Annotated in this window: 18 protein-coding genes; 16 read left to right on the top strand and 2 right to left on the bottom strand. The window is 35.1% G+C overall.

Annotated features, from left to right (window positions below; all coding sequences use genetic code 11):
• Window positions 1-10 precede the first annotated feature (10 nt).
• The 16 genes from rsmH to yfbR all read left to right on the top strand — a co-directional run bounded on the left by rsmH (window position 11) and on the right by yfbR (window position 18,214).
• A complete protein-coding gene (gene rsmH / locus ACYH9I_RS08295; RefSeq protein ID WP_483560281.1) occupies window positions 11-946 on the top strand; it encodes a 16S rRNA (cytosine(1402)-N(4))-methyltransferase RsmH in 936 nt (311 codons plus the stop codon).
• Entirely contained in the window at window positions 939-1,322 is a 384-nt protein-coding gene (gene ftsL / locus ACYH9I_RS08290) for a cell division protein FtsL (protein ID WP_483560279.1), read from the top strand. Before rsmH ends, ftsL begins: the two co-directional genes overlap by 8 nt.
• On the top strand, window positions 1,322-3,100 hold the full coding sequence (ftsI, locus tag ACYH9I_RS08285; RefSeq protein ID WP_483560278.1) for a peptidoglycan glycosyltransferase FtsI: 1,779 nt from the start codon (window positions 1,322-1,324) through the stop codon (window positions 3,098-3,100). The genes ftsL and ftsI overlap by 1 nt, the downstream gene beginning before the upstream one ends.
• Before the next feature lie 10 nt (window positions 3,101-3,110).
• On the top strand, window positions 3,111-4,664 hold the full coding sequence (gene murE / locus ACYH9I_RS08280; RefSeq protein WP_483560277.1) for a UDP-N-acetylmuramoyl-L-alanyl-D-glutamate--2,6-diaminopimelate ligase: 1,554 nt from the start codon (window positions 3,111-3,113) through the stop codon (window positions 4,662-4,664).
• The gene (gene murF / locus ACYH9I_RS08275; protein WP_483560275.1) at window positions 4,661-6,037 is read left to right on the top strand and encodes a UDP-N-acetylmuramoyl-tripeptide--D-alanyl-D-alanine ligase; all 1,377 of its coding nucleotides are present in this window, start codon (window positions 4,661-4,663) and stop codon (window positions 6,035-6,037) included. The genes murE and murF overlap by 4 nt, the downstream gene beginning before the upstream one ends.
• A gap of 4 nt (window positions 6,038-6,041) precedes the next feature.
• Complete coding sequence (mraY, locus tag ACYH9I_RS08270; protein WP_160403937.1) at window positions 6,042-7,124, top strand: phospho-N-acetylmuramoyl-pentapeptide-transferase; 1,083 nt, start codon at window positions 6,042-6,044, stop codon at window positions 7,122-7,124.
• Window positions 7,125-7,149: 25 nt separating this feature from the next.
• Window positions 7,150-8,484, top strand: coding sequence for a UDP-N-acetylmuramoyl-L-alanine--D-glutamate ligase (gene murD, locus ACYH9I_RS08265; protein WP_483560273.1), 1,335 nt, complete (start codon window positions 7,150-7,152; stop codon window positions 8,482-8,484).
• A complete protein-coding gene (ftsW, locus tag ACYH9I_RS08260) occupies window positions 8,481-9,632 on the top strand; it encodes a cell division protein FtsW (RefSeq protein ID WP_483560271.1) in 1,152 nt (383 codons plus the stop codon). Before murD ends, ftsW begins: the two co-directional genes overlap by 4 nt.
• Window positions 9,632-10,684, top strand: coding sequence for an undecaprenyldiphospho-muramoylpentapeptide beta-N-acetylglucosaminyltransferase (gene murG, locus ACYH9I_RS08255; protein WP_483560270.1), 1,053 nt, complete (start codon window positions 9,632-9,634; stop codon window positions 10,682-10,684). Before ftsW ends, murG begins: the two co-directional genes overlap by 1 nt.
• A gap of 166 nt (window positions 10,685-10,850) precedes the next feature.
• Window positions 10,851-12,299 (top strand): UDP-N-acetylmuramate--L-alanine ligase, encoded by a 1,449-nt coding sequence (murC, locus tag ACYH9I_RS08250; protein WP_483560268.1) that lies wholly within the window; start codon window positions 10,851-10,853, stop codon window positions 12,297-12,299.
• Window positions 12,300-12,301: 2 nt separating this feature from the next.
• Window positions 12,302-13,210 carry a D-alanine--D-alanine ligase gene (locus ACYH9I_RS08245; protein WP_483560266.1) on the top strand — a complete coding sequence of 303 codons (909 nt, stop codon included), beginning with the start codon at window positions 12,302-12,304 and terminating at the stop codon, window positions 13,208-13,210.
• Window positions 13,211-13,225: 15 nt separating this feature from the next.
• Window positions 13,226-14,059 carry a cell division protein FtsQ/DivIB gene (locus ACYH9I_RS08240; protein ID WP_483560264.1) on the top strand — a complete coding sequence of 278 codons (834 nt, stop codon included), beginning with the start codon at window positions 13,226-13,228 and terminating at the stop codon, window positions 14,057-14,059.
• Between the two features lie 21 nt (window positions 14,060-14,080).
• The gene (gene ftsA / locus ACYH9I_RS08235; protein ID WP_483560262.1) at window positions 14,081-15,334 is read left to right on the top strand and encodes a cell division protein FtsA; all 1,254 of its coding nucleotides are present in this window, start codon (window positions 14,081-14,083) and stop codon (window positions 15,332-15,334) included.
• A gap of 81 nt (window positions 15,335-15,415) precedes the next feature.
• A complete protein-coding gene (gene ftsZ, locus ACYH9I_RS08230; protein ID WP_483560261.1) occupies window positions 15,416-16,555 on the top strand; it encodes a cell division protein FtsZ in 1,140 nt (379 codons plus the stop codon).
• A gap of 67 nt (window positions 16,556-16,622) precedes the next feature.
• On the top strand, window positions 16,623-17,537 hold the full coding sequence (gene lpxC, locus ACYH9I_RS08225; protein ID WP_483560259.1) for a UDP-3-O-acyl-N-acetylglucosamine deacetylase: 915 nt from the start codon (window positions 16,623-16,625) through the stop codon (window positions 17,535-17,537).
• A gap of 83 nt (window positions 17,538-17,620) precedes the next feature.
• Window positions 17,621-18,214: a 5'-deoxynucleotidase gene (yfbR, locus tag ACYH9I_RS08220; protein ID WP_483560257.1), complete on the top strand. Its 594-nt coding sequence runs from the start codon at window positions 17,621-17,623 to the stop codon at window positions 18,212-18,214.
• A 358-nt stretch (window positions 18,215-18,572) separates the two neighbouring features.
• On the opposite strand, the gene ACYH9I_RS08215 is transcribed toward yfbR, so the two are convergent.
• Entirely contained in the window at window positions 18,573-19,160 is a 588-nt protein-coding gene (locus ACYH9I_RS08215; RefSeq protein ID WP_483560256.1) for a hypothetical protein, read from the bottom strand.
• A gap of 109 nt (window positions 19,161-19,269) precedes the next feature.
• Complete coding sequence (locus tag ACYH9I_RS08210) at window positions 19,270-19,974, bottom strand: lipopolysaccharide core heptose(II) kinase RfaY (protein ID WP_483560254.1); 705 nt, start codon at window positions 19,972-19,974, stop codon at window positions 19,270-19,272.
• Between the last annotated feature and the right edge of the window lie 109 nt (window positions 19,975-20,083).

Raw genomic sequence — 20,083 nt, 5'->3', positions numbered from 1 at the left:
TAAAAGATTAATGGATTATCAACATACAACAGTATTATTAAACGAAGCTGTAGAAGCATTAAATATAAAAAAAGATGGCATTTATGTTGATGGTACTTTTGGGCGAGGAGGTCATTCTCGTTTAATACTTGAACAACTTGGAGCACAAGGACGATTGATTGCTATTGATCGTGATGAGCTTGCTGAGCAAGCCGCGTTGCAGATAGAGGATTCAAGATTTACTTTTATTCGTGGAGAGTTTTCAAATATATATCAATATATTAGTGAATTAGAGCTATTGGGTAAAATTAATGGTGTTTTGTTAGACCTCGGTGTTTCATCACCACAACTTGATGATCCCGAAAGAGGATTTTCTTTTATGCGTGATGGGCCGCTTGATATGAGGATGAATAACCATAAAGGTTTGACAGCAAGTGAATGGTTACTCAGCAGTGACGAAGAAAATATTACATGGGTATTAAAGACATTCGGTGAAGAGAAATTTGCCAAACGCATTGCTCGAGCGATCGTGGAACAGAATAAAGTTTCACCAATCACCCGTACATTGGAGTTGGCTAATTTAATTGAAAAAGCAACACCAAGAAAAGATAAAAACAAGCATCCCGCTACACGCAGTTTTCAAGCTATTCGTATTTATATTAATAGTGAATTGGAAGAAGTTGAGCAAGCATTAAATAGTAGTTTATCTTTTCTTGCTAACCAAGGAAGGCTGGCAGTTATTAGCTTTCACTCTTTGGAAGATAGAATTGTAAAGCAATTTATTAACAAGCAAAGTAAAGGCCCGAATTTACCAACTCGATTACCATTAACAGAGCAACAAATTAAACAATATGGTAGTGTTAAATTAAAATCTCTTGGCAAAATTAAGCCAAGTACTATTGAAATTAATAATAACCCACGTTCTAGAAGCGCAATATTAAGGGTAGCAGAAAGAAAAAATGGATAGTAACCAAAACAATGATACTTTTCGAGAAAAAATCTATATTGATAAAGATATTCAAAAAAGACCAAGCAAAAGCTTATTTGGTTTAATTGTTTGTGATTTGTTTGGCCACCAAAAAATTTCGTTGTTATTATTTACCATGATTATTATTTCTGCTGGCGCTGTACTAATAATAACTCAACAGGTTCGCAAACAATTATTTGAACGTGAGCAACTTTTGTTAGAACAGGATGTTTTAGAGAGTGAATGGCGGAATTTGGTCATTGAGGAAAATGTACTTGCTGATCCAAAACGTGTTGAAGAAAAAGCTAAGAATCAATTAGGTATGTCTTATGTGACACCACAAAATGAAACAGTTATTGTGATAAAGAGTAAATAATGAAACCTGCCACTAAACATCAAAAAGATAAAGTTAAAAAGGCTGTAAAGGTAAATAAAGCCAATAAACTGAATAGTAAAAAACAGTTTTTTACACTGAATCGTTTTTACATTGTATATGGTTTTATTATTTTTGCGATTATTTGTCTTATTGTTCGAATGGCATTATTGCAAATTATTGAGCCCGATAAACTTATTGCTGAAGGTAATAAGCGTTCTATTCGTCACCAAGAAATGGATGCGCCAAGAGCTATGATTACTGATCGTAATGGTCGGGCATTAGCAGTAAGTGTGCCAATGTTTGATGTTTGGGCAGATCCTAAAATCGTAGTACAAAAAGGTGGTGTTAAAGCAGATGATATCAGGTGGCAAGGGTTAGCCAAAACGTTAAATATCCCCATGTCAATATTACAACAAAAACTAGGCAACCCATCAATGCGATTTGTTTATTTGTCTAAACAAGTAACACCAACAATATCTGACTATTTAAAAAAACTGAAATTACCGGGAATATCATTTGCAAAAACATCTAAACGTTATTATCCAGCGGCAGAAAATATAGCTCAATTGATTGGTTTAACAGACATTGATGAAAATGGTACTGAAAAGGGATCTGAGGGTATCGAAAAAAGTTTTAATAAGTGGTTAATTGGAGAATCAGGGCAAAGAATAGTTAGGCGTGACAGAGTAGGTCGTGTTATTGAAGAATTAGAGCGGACAGAAAGTGAAACAGCATCAGATCTAACATTAAGTATTGATGAACGGTTACAATCTTTAGTTTATAGTGAATTAAGTCAGGCGGTTGAATTTAATAAGGCTGATAGTGGTACTGCGGTTTTAATTGATGTACATACCGGTGAGATTTTAGCGATGGCAACCAGTCCATCTTATAATCCTAATAACCGTTCATCAATTGATTATAGTTTATTGAGAAATAGAGCTGTTACCGATGCATTTGAGCCGGGCTCTACAGTAAAACCTTTAGTTGTGATGGCGGCTTTAGAGAAAAAAATTGCAGATTTGAATACTATTGTTGATACCAGACCATTTTTAGTAAATCGTTATGAAATTAAAGATGTATCATATCAAAAATCATTGAATTTGGCTGGTATTTTAGAAAAATCAAGTAATGTAGGTGTAAGTAAATTAGCCTTACAAATGCAGCCTAATGAGCTTGTTGAATATTATAGTCGTTTTGGATTAGGGCAACCTACTGGGTTGGGTTTGGGCGGTGAAGTTAGTGGTTCAATTGCAGCTGATAGAACCCGAAAGTGGGCAGATATTGAGAGAGCAACTTTTGCTTTTGGATATGGATTAAGTGTGACTCCTCTACAATTAGCAAGGGCTTATGCAACTATTGGTAGTTATGGGGTTTATCGTCCTGTTTCTATTTTAAAAGTGACTGAACCTGTTAAAGGCGAGCGAGTTGTACAAGAAAAAATAGCTAAAACAGTAGTTCAATTAATGGAAGCGGTTGCAGTGACAGGTGGTGGGACCAAGGCATCTGTTCCTAGCTATAGTGTGGGTGTAAAAACAGGTACAGCTAAGAAATTATCTGGCGGACGTTATGTCAATCAATATCTTGCTTATACTGCAGGTATCGCACCAGCAACAGGGCCAAAATATTCATTGGTTGTTGTTATTGATAATCCTAAAGCTGGTCAATATTATGGTGGCTCAGTTTCAGCTCCTGTATTTAGTCGTATTATGGGGGGCGTGTTAAGAACGATGAATGTTCAGCCTGACCGCCAAGTTGATGGACAAATGATTATTTATTAATAGGTAAAAAATGATAGCTACAAGCACGTTTAAAACATTATTTGAATTATTAGGCGGGGACCGAAATTTAGAAATAGACGATTTTCCGCTTAGTCATTTACGTATTGATAGTCGTAACGTGAAGAAAAATGATGTTTTTGTTGCTATAAAGGGACATTCTGTTGATGGCCGTTCATTCATCCCTCAAGCTATTTCAGCGGGTGCAGTCGCGGTGCTAGTTGAAACAAATAGCAAATTAAATGATTTAAAAATAGATTATCTTGAGCATGATAATAAATTTGTAATCCCACAAATTAGTGTTTTTCAACTTTCACGGCGTTTATCATTGATTGCTAATGATTTTTATCATTTCCCTTCTAAAAAATTATCTGTTATTGGTGTAACCGGAACAAATGGAAAAACAACTGTTACACAACTCATTGCTCAATGCACAACATTACTCAATGATAAAACGGCAATTTTAGGCACCATTGGTAATGGTATTTATAATCAACTTGAACCAGCTGTAAATACAACAGCATCGGCAATAGATATACAATCTTTGTTAGCTGATTTTGTAAAAAAACAGGTAAAAGTTGTAGCGATGGAAATTTCTTCTCATGGACTTGTGATGAATCGAGTTAAAGGTTTAAATTGTGCGGCAACAGTATTTACCAATTTGAGTCGTGATCATCTTGATTATCATAAAACTATGAGTAAATATGCAAAAGCAAAATGGTCATTATTTAGCCCTGATGAAAAAGAAAGGCTAGTTGAAACTTCAGGTAAATCGATTATTAATTATGATGATAAATATGGTAAACGATGGATTGAAAAGCTTTCACATGTGACAGCTGTATCATGCCAACCGAAATCATTACGTCGGTTAAAAGCTTTAAATAGATCTTATGTCGGTGCTTCTATGATCGAATATTATGATAAAGGCGCTAAAATTCATATGGAATCAAGTTGGGGGAATGCCATTATCAATAGTCGATTATTAGGTGAATTTAATGTTTCTAACTTATTACTATCTATTGCTACATTACTAACGCTTAATTACCCGTTTTTTGCTGTAGTAAATATGGCTTGCTTCCTCAAGCCGATTTGTGGTCGGATGGAAGTGTTACATGAAAAAAATAGTCCTACAGTCATTGTTGATTATGCGCATACTCCAGATGCATTACAAAAGGCATTACAAGCAAGCCGAATCCACTGTCAAGGAACGTTATGGGTTATTTTTGGTTGTGGGGGTGATAGAGATACTGGGAAAAGGCCATTAATGGCAGAAATTGCGGAACAATTTGCTGACAAAATTGTGCTAACTAATGATAACCCCCGAACCGAAGATGAAATAAAGATTATTCACGATATTCAACAAGGTTTACATTCTACTGACAACATACAAATAATCCCTGATAGAATTCAGGCTATTACACAAACATTATCGAAAGCTGAAATTAATGATGTGATTTTAATTGCAGGTAAAGGTCATGAAGATTATCAAATAATTGGCAAAACCAAATATCACTATTCTGATCAAGAAACAGTGAAACAGCTTTTAGGAGTAGAGAATCGATCATGATTCCTTTAAAAATCAAAAAAATAAAAGAAGTTGTGAATGGTAAGTCTTATTATATTCAAGATGAAAATAAGATTATTGATTCTATTTGTACCGATTCAAGAAAAATCACCCCACAGTCACTGTTTATTGCATTAGCTGGTGATAATTTTGATGGGCATAAGTTTGCTTCACAGACGATAAAAGATGGTGCTATTGTGGCTATTGTTAATCATAAAATAGATGATGCTTTAATACCACAAATAGTCGTCAATGATACTCGGCAATCACTAGGACAAATTGCCGCTTTTATTCGAGAACAAAGCAAAGCTAAAATTGTTGCTTTAACGGGCTCCTCAGGAAAGACTTCCGTTAAAGAAATGACTGCGTCAATTTTACAACATTGTGGGCAAACACTTTACACGCAAGGTAATTTTAATAACGATATTGGTGTACCATTAACATTATTTCGCTTAACCGAGCAAGACCAATTTGCAGTGGTAGAGTTAGGTGCTAATCATATTGGCGAAATTGCTTATACAACCAAGATAGTTAAACCGCAAAGCGCTTTAATTAATAATATTGCCGAGGCCCATATTGAAGGTTTTGGTTCACTTGACGGCGTGGCAACGGCTAAAGGTGAAATTTTTGCAGGCTTACCTCAAAATGGCATTGCTATCATTAATTTAGATAGTTGCTCTGATAGATGGTTTACTCAGCTAACAAACAAAAAAGTTTGGACTTTTTCATTAGCAAATTCATCAGCAGATTTTTATGCTAGTAATATTCAACATACTGAAAGTACGACCTTTACATTGCATACGCCAAAAGGTGAATGCTCAATTCTCTTACCGCTAGTTGGATTGCATAATGTGTCAAATGCGATCGCTGCATCCGCTTTAGCAATTTCTGTTGGTGCAAATTTGGATCAAATTAGAAACGGTTTAACAACTTTAAAACCAGTAAAAGGTCGATTATATCCAATAAGATTAAACCAAACTCAATTAATTTGGGATGATTCTTATAACGCCAACGTTGGGTCAATGTCAGCGGCAGTTAAGGTATTAGCAAAACAACCAGGGTATCGAGTTTTAGTCGTTGGTGATATGGGGGAACTTGGTAATGAGGCTGAAAAATATCATCGACAAATCGGCGAGCTTGCTTATCAAGAAAAGCTAGATTGTGTCGTTAGTGTCGGTAAATTAAGTCAATATATTAGTCAGTATAGTGGTGTAGGTTATCATTTTAATAATAAACAAGATGCAGTAAATTTTCTGTTAATGCTCTTAAATCAACATCCCTCTTTAACAATGTTAGTTAAAGGTTCGCGTAGTGCGAAAATGGAAGAGCTTATCGAAAAAATTCAAATTGAACAACTCAAAATGAGTCAGGATTAAAATTATGTTGGTGTGGATATCAGAATATTTAGTTAAACATTTTAGCTTTTTTAATGTTATTTCTTATTTAACAGTAAGAGCAATTTTAGCGTTGTTAACCTCATTGTTAATTTCATTAATAATGGGACAAAAAGTTATTGATTGGTTACAAAAATTACAAATTGGCCAAGTTGTTCGCCATGATGGACCTGAATCTCATTTAAGTAAAAAAGGTACACCAACAATGGGTGGTACATTAATTCTTGCATCAATTTCGATATCGGTATTTTTATGGGCAGATCTTCGTAATCCTTATGTTTGGCTGGCATTATTTGTATTAATTGGCTATGGAATTATTGGTTTTGCTGACGATTATTTAAAAGTTATTCGTAAAAATACAGCGGGTCTTATTGCAAGATGGAAGTATTTTTGGCAATCAGTCATTGCATTAATTGTTGCTTTTGGTCTTTATGTTTATGGAAAAGATAGTTCAGTAACTGTACTAGTTGTGCCTTTTTTTAAAGATGTTATGCCACAGTTAGGATTATTATTTATTCTTTTTACCTATATTGTCATTGTCGGTGCTGGCAATGCTGTTAATCTAACCGATGGACTTGATGGACTAGCCATTATGCCAACAGTCTTTGTTGCTGCTGGTTTTGCTCTAGTATCTTGGGCAACAGGTAATGTTAATTTTGCTGCTTACTTACATATTCCTTATATTAAATTTGGTGGTGAATTGATGATTGTCTGTACAACAATTATTGGTGCTGGGTTAGGTTTTCTATGGTTTAATACTTATCCTGCTATGGTTTTTATGGGGGATGTTGGATCGCTTGCATTGGGAGGGGTATTTGGCATTATCGCTGTTTTATTACGACAAGAATTCCTATTATTGATAATGGGAGGCATATTTGTTGTAGAAACATTATCAGTAATTTTGCAAGTTGGTTCATATAAATTACGAGGTAAACGGATATTTAAAATGGCACCGATTCATCATCATTATGAACTAAAAGGTTGGCCAGAGCCTCGTGTTATTGTACGTTTTTGGATTATTTCATTAATGTTGGTATTAATTGGTTTATTAACTTTGAAATTACGTTAATTTAAAAACAGCTCAGGATTGAATCATGGTTAGCTATCAGGGTAAAAATATTGTTATTGTTGGATTAGGTATCACTGGTCTTTCTTGTGTGAATTATTTTCTTGCTCAAAATATTATCCCAAAAGTAATCGATACTCGTTTAAAGCCGCAAGGATTAGAACAATTAGATAATCGAATTAATTATCACTTGGGAGATTTAAAAATTGATTGGTTGCTAAATGCCGATTTAATTATCGTTAGCCCAGGCATTCCATTATCAACTCCTGAATTACAAAAAGCTGCAGAAAAAGGTGTTGAAATTATAGGTGATATTGAACTTTTTTGTCGTGAAGTTAATGCCAAATCTAATAAAAAAATTGTTGCTATTACTGGCGCAAATGGTAAAACTACTGTTACTACATTAATTGGTGAAATCATTAAGTCAGCAGGTATTAGCGTTGGTGTTGGTGGTAATATAGGACAGCCTGCATTATCTTTATTAACCGAAGATTGCGATATATATGTTCTTGAACTATCGAGTTTTCAGCTAGAAACCACTTATAGTTTAAAAGCGACAGTTGCAACAATTTTAAATATTTCAGAAGACCATATGGATCGTTATCCTCTTGGTTTAATGCAATATGTTAAGGCTAAGCATCGTATTTATCATAATGCAAAATACTGTGTTATTAACCATGATGACCAATTAACCATTCCAACAGATAAACAAAGCGATAGAGTTTCATTTGGTATTGATAAAGGTGATTATCATTTAGATAACCACTACGAGTATTTGATTGCACAAGATCAACCTGTGCTAGCAACAAAAGCGATGAAATTAACTGGATGTCATAACTATCTTAATGCATTAGCGGCTTTAGCGATAGCAGATAAATTAAAAATTTCACGACAAGCAAGCATTGCAACAATTGCTTCATTTCATGGTTTACCACATCGGTTTGAATTAGTGTTGGAAAAAAATGGCGTAAAGTGGATTAATGATTCTAAAGCAACCAATGTTGGTAGCACTGAAGCCGCGTTAAATAGTGTAGTTTGCAAAGGGAAATTATATTTATTATTAGGTGGAGACGGAAAATCTGCTGACTTTTCGCCATTAATCCCTTGCTTAAAAAATAGGAATATTGAGGTTTTTTGTTTTGGGCGAGATCGTTATTTACTTAGTAAATTGGCTCCCAATATAACAACAATCACAGAGACAATGGCTGAATCAATGCAAATTATTGCTAAAAAAGTGGTGTCAAATGATGTGGTTCTGCTTTCCCCTGCTTGTGCAAGTTTAGATCAGTTTAAGAATTATGTTGAACGCGGAAAACAGTTTGCACAACTTGCTGACCAATATACTCAAGGGGCTAGGATATGACATTATTTTGGTTAAAAAAACAAGTTAATCCACATATCCCATTTGACAATCAGTTACTCTGGACAGTGCTTAGTTTAATGACCTTTGGCTTAATAATGGTAACATCGTCTTCGATGTCATTTAATGACAGTAATCCATTCTTTTATACACAACGAGAGCTTATTCAGTTAGGAATATCGCTATTTTTTATGTCTATTACGTTGTATATTCCGATGCAACGCTGGCAACAGTTTGGTTCAGTGTTACTGATCATTGCTATTATTATGTTAATTGTCGTATTGGGTATAGGCTCTTCAATAAACGGTGCATCGCGTTGGATACCTTTAGGAGTATTTAATTTTCAGCCCGCGGAGCTTTCAAAATTAGCGTTATTTTTATTTTTAGCTGGTTATTTATCGCGTAAATCTGAAGAAGTACAAAGTGGATTTTGGGGTTTTTTTAAACCAATGGTTGTTATGGCTGTACTCTCTATTTTGTTACTTAAGCAACCCGATTTAGGTACTGTTATCGTTTTATTTATGGTAACTATTGGTATTCTATTTATTGCTGGTGCCCAATTGTGGCAATTTATTGCTATTTTGCTAACTGGTGTTGGTGCAGTGATTTGTTTGATTTTATACGAGGCTTACCGTTTAACTCGGCTGTTAACCTTTCTTGACCCTTGGCAAGATGCAACTGGATCCGGTTATCAATTAGTTGCCTCATTAATGGCAATTGGTAGTGGAGGAGTTACGGGACAAGGTATGGGAAATTCTATTCTGAAATTAGGTTATTTACCTGAATGTCATACCGATTTTATTTTTTCAATTATTTCTGAAGAGTATGGATATATAGGTGTAGTTGCTTTATTGTCATTACTTTTCTTTTTGACATTCAAAGCGCTTGCAATTGGTTATCGAGCGCTTAATGAGGGGTTATTGTTTTCGGGTTATTTAGCCTGTGAAATTGGAATATGGTTTGGTTTTCAAACATTTGTTAATGTTGGTGTTACATCTGGTATGTTACCAACTAAAGGATTAACATTACCATTTATTAGTTATGGCGGTTCAAGCCTTATTGTGATGAGTATTGCGGTTGCAATATTACTCAGAATAGATTTTGAATTTAGGCAACAACAAGCGCAAGCAAGAATAAGGTTAGTTAAATAATGAAAAAATTATTAGTTATGGCAGGAGGAACTGGCGGACATGTCTTTCCCGGTATTGCTGTTGCGCATTATTTGATGAAGCAAGGTTGGCAAGTAAGATGGTTAGGTACTGCTGATCGTATGGAAGCACATCTCGTCCCTGAAAATGGTATTGAGATCGATTTTATCGAAATATCAGGGTTACGAGGAAAAGGTGTGATGGCATTATTAAAAGCACCTTATAAAATTCTAAAAGCAGTTTTACAAGCACGAAAAATTTTGAAAGCCTATCGTCCAGACGTTGTTTTAGGTATGGGCGGATATGTTTCTGGTCCTGGAGGGATTGCAGCAAAAACACTCGGCATACCGGTTGTATTACATGAACAAAATGGTATAGCAGGTTTAACTAACAAGTGGCTAGCTAAAATTGCGACTAAAGTTTTGCAAGCATTTCCTAGTGCTTTTCCTAACGCTGAAGTCGTAGGTAATCCTGTACGTAGTGATCTTTTAACTGTTGTAAAACCCGAAGAAAGGTTCAAAGATCGTAATGGACCAATCAGAGTGTTAGTCATGGGAGGAAGTCAAGGTGCGAAGATTATCAACGATATTGTGCCCCAAGTGATATCTAAATTATCAGATGAATATGTGGTATGGCATCAAACGGGTAAAGGAATGTTAAATTCGGTAATGCAGTCTTATCAAAATTGCGATATGACTAATAATAAAGTGACTGAGTTTATAACTGATGTTACAGATGCATACAATTGGGCAGATATTGTGATTTGTCGTAGTGGAGCATTAACTGTTAGTGAAATCGAAGTCGTTGGTATTGGTGCTATTTTTGTTCCGTTTATGCATAAAGATCGTCAGCAATTTTGGAATGCAAAATCATTAGCGGATATAGGTGCTGCGGATATAATAGAACAACCAAATTTTAACGTTGAATCATTATCAAAGTTACTATTAAATTTAAATCGCGACAAGTTATTAGAAATGGCAATTAAAGCTAAAAGTTTATCTATTGTAAATTCAACAGAGAAAGTAGCGGAATCCCTTAACTCAGTGATAAAATAATTAGCTTTTGGTATGATTATGTAATAATTTTGTAAAAAAAAACTTCTGTTTATGTGGATATTTGAGTCAATGACTTGTTTGGACTAAAAAAATAACTAGGATACGAATGTTCAACGGTGATATGACAAGGTACACTAAACAACAAAGAATGATTAGGAGTTCGATAGTGAATACAAAGGAATTAGCTAAATTAAGAGCCATTATTCCTGAAATGAAACGAGTCAAGCATATTCACTTTGTGGGTATTGGTGGCGCTGGTATGGGTGGCATAGCTGAAGTTCTAGCCAATGAAGGCTATGAAATTAGTGGTTCAGATATTGCTGAAAATGCTGTGACTCAACATTTAGAAATGTTAGGTGCGAAAATTGTTATTGGCCATGCTGCTGAAAATGTGATTGATTCAAGTGTTGTCGTTATATCTTCTGCTATTTCACAAGACAACATTGAAGTAGTTGCTGCACGTGAAGCTCGCATACCAGTGATTCAACGAGCGGAAATGTTGGCAGAATTAATGCGTTTTCGCTATGGAATCGCTATTGCCGGTACACATGGTAAAACTACTACGACAGCTATGGTTACAGCTATTTATGCCGAAGCAAAACTTGACCCAACTTTTGTCAATGGAGGTTTGGTTAAAGCAGCTGGAACTCATGCACAATTGGGTAGTAGTCGTTATTTTATTGCCGAAGCAGATGAAAGTGATGCATCGTTTCTTCATTTGCAGCCAATGGTCTCTATTATAACAAATATCGAACCAGACCATATGGATACTTATCAAGGTAGTATTGATAATCTTAAACAGACATTTATTTCATTTTTACGTAACCTTCCATTTTATGGTTTAGCTATTATGTGTTATGACGATACCATTAATCGTGAATTATTGCCGATTGTTGGACGTAAAGTCATTACTTATGGGTTTAGTGAAGAAGCTGATGTAGTTATTAAAAATTATCGTCAAGAACGAGGGGTTAGTTATTACACGGTGTGCCGCCCAGATCGCCAAGATTTAAATATTGAGTTAAATGCACCAGGTAAACATAACGCTTTAAATTCAGCAGCTGCAATTATTGCTGCAACCGAAGAGGGTATTGATGATGAATCAATTATAAATGCATTAGCTAAATTTGCTGGTACTAGTCGACGTTTTGATTTATTAGGTGTTTTTCCTCATGCTGATGGTGGAGATATTATGATGGTTGATGATTATGGTCATCATCCAAGTGAAGTCAATGCCACTATTCAAGCTGCTAGAAATGGTTGGCCTGATCGTCGCTTAGTTATGTTATTTCAACCACATCGATATACACGAACTCGCGATTTATTTGATGACTTTGCACAAGTACTTTCTCAAGTCGATGCTCTTGTGATGTTAGATGTCTATTCTGCGGGTGAACAGCCTATTGCTGGGGCTGATAGCCGATCTTTATGTCGTTCAATTCGTAATCGAGGTAAAGTTGACCCTATTTATGTTTCTGATTTAGAAATCTTACCTGAGATTATGGAAGAGATATTGCAAGGTGGCGATTTATTATTAACACAAGGAGCTGGTAGTGTTGGTCGTATAGCGCGCCAATTAACCAAAACTCAATTATCTTCAAAAGAGGTTTTATAAAAATGGTTGATAAAGTGGCTGTATTGTATGGCGGTACCTCTGCCGAAAGAGAAGTATCACTTAAGTCAGGAAAAGCTGTACATGCAGGATTATTGGCAAATGGTATTGATGCGCATCTTATTGATACTAAATATCATCCGATTACCAATTTAAAGGAAGAAGGATTCACAAAAGCTTTTGTTATTCTGCACGGACGTGGTGGAGAAGACGGTATTGTTCAAGCAATTTTGACCTATCAAAATATCCCTTATACAGGTAGTGATGTTTTGTCATCAGCATTAACAATGGATAAATTAAAAACTAAATTAGTTTGGAAATCGCTTAATTTACCTGTTGCTGATTATGTTATGGTAGAAAGATCGCAATCAATTGATACAAATGCTATTGTTAAGCAACTTGGTTTACCATTGTTTGTTAAACCAAGTCATGAAGGTTCAAGCGTAGGTATGGCTAGAGTTAATGAAGCATCTGAATTAGAAGTCGCCATTAACGCAGCTTTTAAATATGATAGTGTTGTGATGGTTGAGTCATTTTTAGCAGGCTCTGAATTTACAGTGGCTATTGTAGGTGAAGAAGTTTTACCATCAATTCATATTAAACCTACAAGCAAATTTTATGATTATGATGCTAAATATTTATCTGATACGACTCAGTATTTTTGTCCAAGTGGTTTATCAGATGATAAAGAACAAGAAATTCGTCAATTAGCCTTGGATGCTTATAAAGCTGTAGGGTGTCGAGGATGGGGAAGAGTTGATATTATGTTTAATGCTAATCAAAAACCATTCTTACTGGAAGTCAATACTGCTCCAGGTATGACGGATCATAGCTTGGTTCCAATGGCTGCAAAACAACATGGCTGGTCGTTTAATGAGCTTGTTGTCAGAATTTTAAATTTGGCAACGTTATAATTGGCCCTTATTGTTATGAAACAAGTTAGACAGGCGGCGCATAGACGAGAAGATAAAAATAAAAGGCGGCTGCTTATCTTTCGTAATACAGAGCAATTAGTAGGCTTTTTGTTCTTAATTATGATCATCCTTATTAGTATTTGGGTTGTTAAAAGCTTTAAAAATTGGATGGATGATCCCGAACAAATGGTATTGTCGCAATTAACATTAAGCGGGGAACACACTTATACAACTGAGGACGATCTTAGGGAAGCTATTTTAGGATTAGGATTGCCTAATACCTACATTGGACAAGATGTTAATGATATTCAACAAGAAGTAATGCGATTTCCGTGGGTTAAGCAAACGAGTGTACGTAAACAGTGGCCAGATAGGTTAATTGTTTATGTTGAAGAATATAAACCAGTTTTTTATTGGAATGACCTATTTTTACTTGATGAGAATGGTAATGTTTTTAGCGTGCCACTTGACCGTATTACTGAATTACAATTGCCAAGACTATATGGTCCTGAAGGTAAAGCTAAATCGGCGTTAGAAACTTATTATAAATTAGAGAATCTTTCTAAAAAATTAGCGAACAATCAGTTGGCATTACATATTAAAGCAGCGATAACAGATGAGCGTAATGCATGGCAATTGATGGTAAAACAGTGTGTATCTGGTTTTTGTCTTGAAAATCAGGAAATAAAGTTGTTGTTAGGTAATGAAAATATTGAACAGCGATATCAACAATTTATTAAATTATTTCCAGAAATTCAATCAAGAGTCCCAGAAAATGAAAGAATAGTGGTAGCTGATTTACGTTATGAAAATGGTATTTCAGTACAAAGAGAAAAATTGGTGCAGTAAGGAATAAATTAAGGCTGGAGTATGAAAGCAACAGAAAAAAAATTGGTTGTTGGGCTAGAAGTTGGTACATCCAAAGTACTTGCCCTTGTTGGTGAAGTTCTTCCTGATGGTATTGTTAATATTATTGGTGTGGGACATTGTCCATCAAAAGGGGTTGATAAAGGTGGTGTGAATGATTTAGAGTCCGTCGTTAAATCAATCCAACGAGCAGTTGATCAAGCTGAACTTATGGCTGATTGTCAAATATCTTCAGTATATTTAAGCCTTTCTGGTAAACATATCCGCTGTCAAAATGAAATAGGTATGGTACCAATAGCGGATGAAGAAGTTACTGCAGAAGATGTAGATAATGTTGTTCATACCGCAAAATCAGTCAGGATTTTAGATGAGCACCGTATTTTACATGTCATTGCGCAAGAATATTCCATCGATTTACAAGAAGGTATTAAAAATCCTATTGGCCTATCTGGGGTAAGAATGAAGGCCAAAGTGCATTTAGTTACCTGTCATAATGATATGGCTAGAAATATTGTTAAAGCCGTCGAGCGTTGCGGATTGAAAGTGGATCAACTGATTTTTTCTGGATTGGCTTCTAGCTATGCAGTTTTAACGGATGATGAAAAAGAACTCGGTGTCTGCGTAATTGATATAGGTGGTGGTACAATGGATGTAACGGTTTATACTGGTGGTGCTTTACGCCATTCTGTTGTCATTCCTTATGCAGGTAATGTTGTTACTAGTGATATTGCTTATGCGTTTGGTGCACCGCCAATGGATGCAGAAAATATTAAGATTCGTTATGGGTGTGCTGTGGGTTCACTAATTGGCAAAGATGAAGTCATCGATGTACCAAGTGTTGGTGGAAGGCCGTCTAGATCATTACAACGACAAACACTTGCCGATGTTATTGAACCTCGCTATTCGGAACTGCTTTCGTTGGTACAAAAAGAGTTACTTGCATTGCAAGAAGAGCTTAAAAAACAAAATGTCAAATATCAATTAGCGGCAGGTATTGTTTTAACTGGTGGTGCAGCTCAAATAAAAGGAATGGTAGAGTGTGCCGAAAAAGTTTTTCAAAATCAAGTTCGTATCGGGCAACCACTAAATATATCAGGCTTAACCGATTATGTACAAAAACCTTATTGTTCAACAACTATAGGGCTATTACATTATGGAAAACAAAGTTTATTAAGTGATGATTCAAAAGACAGTAATAAATCATCATTAAAAGGGATAGCTAAACGATTGACCGGTTGGTTTAAAAAAGAGTTTTAGCTAGTATATTTCAAGAACTTCGTGGACATTGTAGACGATTATCTGTACAATGTTCCAAGATCGTAAATTTGGAGATAAGTTATGTTTGAGCCTATGGTTGCAGATGATGAACCAGCAGCAGTCATTAAAGTTATTGGTGTCGGTGGTGGCGGCGGTAATGCTGTCGAGCATATGATTGCTGAACATATTGAAGGTGTTGAGTTTTTTGCGGCAAATACCGATGCGCAGGCATTAAAAAGAATTAAGGTAGGTCAAACTATCCAAATCGGAACTAATGTCACTAAAGGGCTTGGCGCAGGTGCTAATCCAGAAGTTGGTAGAAATTCTGCTGAAGAAGATCGTGAGGTTATTCGTAGTGCTATTGAAGGTGCGGACATGGTCTTTATCGCAGCAGGAATGGGCGGGGGAACAGGAACAGGTGCTGCCCCAGTTGTTGCGGAAATAGCAAAAGAATTAGGTATTCTAACAGTTGCTGTTGTTACTAAGCCTTTTGGCTTTGAAGGTAAAAAGCGTATGGCTTTTGCTGAACAAGGCATTTCAGAGTTAGCAAAGCATGTTGATTCTCTGATTACTATTCCAAATGACAAGCTTTTAAAAGTATTAGGTCGAGGTGTTAAATTACTTGACGCTTTTGCAGCTGCTAATGGTGTTTTAAAAGGTGCAGTACAAGGTATTGCTGAACTTATTACTAAACCGGGTCATATCAATGTTGACTTTGCTGACGTAAGAACAGTGATGTCTGAAATGGGATATGCTATGATGGGATCTGGTCGAGCTAGTGGTGATAATCGAGCAGAAGAAGCTGCTGAAATGGCGATTTCTAGCCCTTTACTTGAAGATATCGATTTATCTGGTGCTCGAGGCGTATTAGTCAATGTAACCGCAGGGTTAGATCTTGGCTTAGAAGAATTTGAAACAGTAGGTAGCACAGTTAGAGCATTTGCTTCTGACAATGCGACAGTGGTTGTTGGTACAACTTTTGACCCAGATATGTCTGATGAAATTCGAGTAACAGTGGTTGCAACTGGTATTGGTATGGATAAGCGTTCAGAAGTTAAAATTCCTAAACCTGTACCACGTAATGAATTATTTGCTCAAAATAATACGCTGGGACAACAAGAGGAAAAATTGGCTAAAGTTGTTAATGAACCAACAGCTTCTTCTATTGAAGATCATAAAATTTTAGATATTCCTGCTTTCATCCGTAAGCAAGCGAATTAAAGTTGAACTTATTTGATTTTTTATTGTCAAAGTCAATAGGAAATACAAGTAAAAAAGTAGGTGCAAAGTGAAACAAAGAACATTAAAAAAGACTATTCAAGCAACTGGTGTTGGTTTACATACTGGCAAGAAAGTTACTTTGACATTACGTCCTGCGCCTGAAAACACAGGTATTATTTATCGTCGTACTGATTTAAATCCATATGTGGATTTTCCTGTAGATGCAAAATCAGTGCGCGACACAATGCTTTGTACTTGTTTAGTAAACGAAGACAATGTTCGTATTTCAACTGTTGAGCATATCAATTCTGCTTTAGCAGGGTTAGGTATTGATAATCTTATTATTGAAGTTAATGCCCCTGAAATACCAATTATGGACGGTAGTGCAAGTCCTTTTGTTTATTTGTTGCTTGATGCAGGTATTGCCGAACAAAATGCGCTTAAAAAGTTTTTGCGCGTAAAAGAACTTGTTCGAGTTGAAAATGGTGATAAATGGGCAGAGGTAAGACCTTATAGTGGCTTTAGATTAGATTTCACTATTGATTTTCATCATCCTGCTATCGATAGCAGTTCGCAACGTTATCAATTAGATTTTTCGTCTGAATCGTTTATTCGCCAGATCAGCCGTGCAAGAACTTTTGGTTTTATGCGTGATATCGAAGCGTTACAGTCTAAAGGTTTATGTTTAGGTGGTAGCTTAGATTGTGCAATTGTTGTTGATGATTATAAAGTACTTAATGAAGACGGTCTACGTTTTGAAGATGAGTTTGTACGTCACAAAATGCTTGATACTATTGGTGATTTATATATGAGCGGTCATAATATGATTGGTGAAGTAGTTTGTTATAAATCAGGTCATGCATTGAATAATCAATTATTGCAAGCATTGCTTGCTAAACAAGATGCATGGGAATATGTGACATTTACAGAAGAGCAAACTGTACCATTTGCGTTGGGTACTCAACAGCTTATTCTAGCGTAAAATCATAAGCAATATTGTTATAATTATAAACGCTCCTATTTTTAATGGGAGCGTTTTTATTTTATATTTAAAGAGATAATAATATGAATAATAGTCATTTTTTTGCTCATTTATCACGATTAAAACTAATTAACCGTTGGCCTTTAATGCGTAATGTAAGAACGGAAAATGTATCGGAGCATAGCTTACAAGTTGCTTTTGTTGCACATGCTTTAGCCATAATTAAAAACAAAAAATTTAATGGTGATGTGAATCCTGAGCGAATCGCATTATTAGCCATGTATCATGATGTTTCAGAAGTCATAACCGGTGACTTACCAACACCTACAAAGTATTATAATCCGCAAATCACGGTTGAATATAAAAAGATTGAAAAAATAGCACAACATAAACTTATTAATATGCTACCTAAAGAGTTACAAGATGACTTTAGAGCATTAATCGATGATGATTTTTATGCTGAAGCAGAAAAAAGTATCGTAAAACAGGCTGACGCATTATGTGCTTATCTTAAAACTATTGAAGAATTGAGTGCAGGTAATAATGAATTTAAATTGGCCGAACAACGTTTAAAAAAGACTTTATCTGAACGTAATAGTCCAGAAATGAACTACTTTTTGGATGTTTTTCTTCCAAGCTTTAGTTTATCATTAGATGAAATCACAATGGATAAATAGCTTTGCTACTTATGATAAATATAACGTTTAATAGCTTGACCTATTGATAGATAGGTCAGATGGCTTTCAAGTTCGCTTAACTTTTCTAAGTAATCAAGAATCATGCTCATAATATACTTCTTATATTGCTCATTGGTTTTAAACCATCACCAGTATAGTTATAGATACAAAAATCAGAAGATTAAGAAAGTTATTAAGCAAGAGGAATGATATAAATTGAAGTATAGTGTAATTTTGTTGAGGCGTTTTAAAATGCTAAAAACGTTTTAGTCATCCACGATTTTTTTTATCTTATTAAATAATAATATCAGAACATAGACTAAAACGTATGTGCTGCCTGAAACTTCCTTACGATCGGTTATTGGCGTAATAAACATTCTTGAATTTTATTAACTTCATTATTGAGTGCTTCAATAACTAAGTTAGGATGAGATCTTTCAAGTGTTTTTACATTTTCAAATCCATCATTAATCACAGACCCCGTATATTGTTGAGCTTGTTTAATGTTGCTGAATAGATAACGAATATCGTGTTGGTTACGAGTTGCTGTTAAAGTATAACTAACAAAATATTTAGCATGATATTGATAGTCCACGACAGCATTGGCGACAACATGATTACCTTCAACTAATTTGATTGTATCGCCACCATTAACCGTAATAGCTTGTTGGTTAGGCATATTCCAATATGGCCACCATTGTGAACCCAAATAGTTTTCATTACTTAACACAACGGGACTGTTATCCAGTTCTTGTGCAATACATAATGACAAAGATGAGTGTAGGGCGGTAATCGGTCGTGATGTGCTATATTTATTTAATATATCGACACCTGACGAATCTTTAGTGATTTCAGCGCCTTCTGTATGGTAAATTGACACCATTTTTTGAGATGCACAGCTAGTTAGAATAGTTAAAACAGCAAAATAACCAATTAACTTTTTCATACTACATCCTTTTTAAGTCTTATTAATTTTATTTTTTACTAACTGATTAGTTAATATTTAAAAATGATGAATACCAATTTCACTAAAGCCATCCTTGATAAGAAGATTGTTAATCTTCTTTACCACGGATCTTACGAGATAACCGTTTAAACCCATGAGTAAACTTCTTAATTGCCATTGCAAAAAAAGGAACTTTAATTTCAATTCCAAAACGCTCTTGTGCCTCGATCGCATCATTAGCTTTAGTTAACCATATAAAGCCTGAGTTAGTTAAATCAATTGCTTTGATTTTTCCTTCTGGCGTTAAAATAAAATTACCACCGTGCACATCATTAGATACTAAGTTATAGCTGTGAAGTTTTTCGATGCAGCTTTTGACTTGCTCACCATACTCTCTCATTTCTTCCCATTTTAGGCTGCGACCTTCAATAAAATTAAATATCATATAGTGACGTTTGGTTCTTTTGTCAAAAGCGACCAAATAAAGCTCATAAGCAATATCACATTTATCGAGCGATATTTTTGCCAGCTTACGAATTAAATTAAAATAAAAATCACCGGTTATTTTGGCAATGAGTTTACGTTCTAAACGGTGTTCAACGCCACCATCGATTTTAAAAATAAATTTTGTTTGATTATGATTAATTAAGTAAGTATATCGTTCTAATTTATCGCTTGGATCGAGCAATTCATGATGCCCTTCTTCGGACAAAAATTGGTCAAAAAGGTCTAGATAATTTATTTCATCATTTTGTATGTAAGCAAACGTCATTTCTCCACGTTCGGCTTCAATAATTTTTGCAAAGTTATTCAAATTTTATTATCCCAGAGTACATCAAAAAAGTTGGTTTATCTTAAACATTATCAGCATTAAAGTAAATGGAGCTGTAATGGTTAACAATGCGGTATTGTTAAATAATAGC

This window comes from Gilliamella sp. X-23 (genome assembly GCF_057063545.1).
Note: the sequence above shows the minus strand (reverse complement) of the source record. Positions and strands in the feature narration are given on the sequence as shown.